General features: G+C 38.7%; 1 protein-coding gene. It reads left to right on the top strand.

Features of this window, described 5'->3' with window-relative positions; translation table 11 throughout:
• Positions 1-91 precede the first annotated feature (91 nt).
• Positions 92-1486, top strand: a complete 1395-nt coding sequence (locus ABU165_RS25090) for an IS4 family transposase (protein WP_318061080.1) — start codon at positions 92-94, stop codon at positions 1484-1486.
• Positions 1487-1604: the final 118 nt, after the last annotated feature.

Raw genomic sequence — 1604 nt, 5'->3', positions numbered from 1 at the left:
CCCCATATCCATCAAGTTAAGCAAATAAATACCACATTTCTGGTAAATGGCCTATTCTTTCTATAAATCCTTAGAAAGGTGGGCTTTTTGTATGGTTAAACTTACCTTTAAAGACGAATTTAAACTCTTGTCTGATGAACTTGGTCGCATCTTCTCTTCCGATTTTCTAGAAGAACTGGCTAAGGCGCATAAATTTAAGCAGAGGAAAGGCAAGCTGGAGCCATTGGATTTTGTATCATTATGTTCGTTCTTTAATGAAGGATCAGGAGTCAAATCGTTGTCACGTCTATGCGCGCTCCTTACAGCGGAGCGAAAAGTCTCTCTTAGCACCGAAGGATTGAATCAGAGATTTAATAAGAACGCTGTGGATATGATGAAAGTAATTTTCCGCCAACTCTTCACCAGGCAATTCCTCAAAAATAAGATTCCAGATCTCGATGCCATGGGATTCAGCCGCATTCGAATCCTTGACTCTTCCAGCTTTGAACTTCCCACTATGTATGAAGATGAATATCTCGGCTGTACTAAATCTAAATCGGGTGTGAAATTACAATTAGAATATGAATTGCTTACAGGAAGCTTCCTTCACCTCGAAGTCCAGAATGGCAGGAGCAGTGATCAAAAATATGGGCCTACGTTGCTTAAAACAATAAAGAAAAGGGATTTAATCATACGGGACCTTGGCTACTTCAACGTCGAAGAATTGTACCAGATCGCCCAGAAGGGCGCTTACTATCTCACTCGCCTAAAGCCACCCACTACACTATTTACGAAAAAAGATGAGGATTATATCAAATTGGATTTAGCTGAGGTAATGGATGAGATGGAGGAAGGGGAATACAGGGAGCTTGTAGATATTTACGCAACGGCGAAAAAACATTATATTCCACGGTTAATCCTTTATAAACTGACTCCCGGCCAAATCAAGAAAAGGGAAAAAAAGAGAGAGAAAACCGAAAAAAAGAAGGGTGTGAAATTATCACACCCCACAAAAAAACTCTACAAATTGAACATGTTCATCTCAAATATACCACAGCAGAGTGTACCGAAGGAAGAAATCCACCTTATATACTCCCTTCGCTGGCAAATCGAAATCCTGTTTAAAACCTGGAAGTCCCTTTTCCAGATTCATAAAGTGAAAAAGATGAAATTGGAACGATTTGAATGTCATTTATACGGAACATTAATCTCTCTTTTGATTAGTTCGACGATTGCCTTTCAGGCAAGGGAGTATCTTTTAAGAAAAAAGAAAAAAGAAACGAGCGAATACAAGTCCATATCCATCACTATGGAGTTTATTCCAAAGCTGTTTGAAGCCATTATTTCCAGCAAGACTTCCATACTGAAAATCTTAAAAGGAGTCTATTCCCAGATAGAGAAAAACGGGAAGAAAAGTCATCGGAAGAAGAAGCTGACCGTATTCGATATATTGAAAGTCTCCTATGAAAGGACTGTTGGAAAGGCTGCCAAGGATTCAGCAGCTTAAGCATGGTACTTTTAAAAAAATCAATTAACAATGCTTATTTAAGTATGCAGATTTTTAGATTAGCCTCAAAACTTTGGCACATTTCCCTTCACTTTCAAGTTAGCTTGATGGATATGGG

The organism is Cytobacillus sp. T106 (assembly GCF_040492155.1).
Lineage (GTDB): Bacteria > Bacillota > Bacilli > Bacillales > Cytobacillaceae > Bacillus_AB > Bacillus_AB infantis.
The sequence above is the reverse complement of the archived record's forward strand: the minus strand, read 5'-3'. Positions and strand labels throughout refer to the sequence as shown.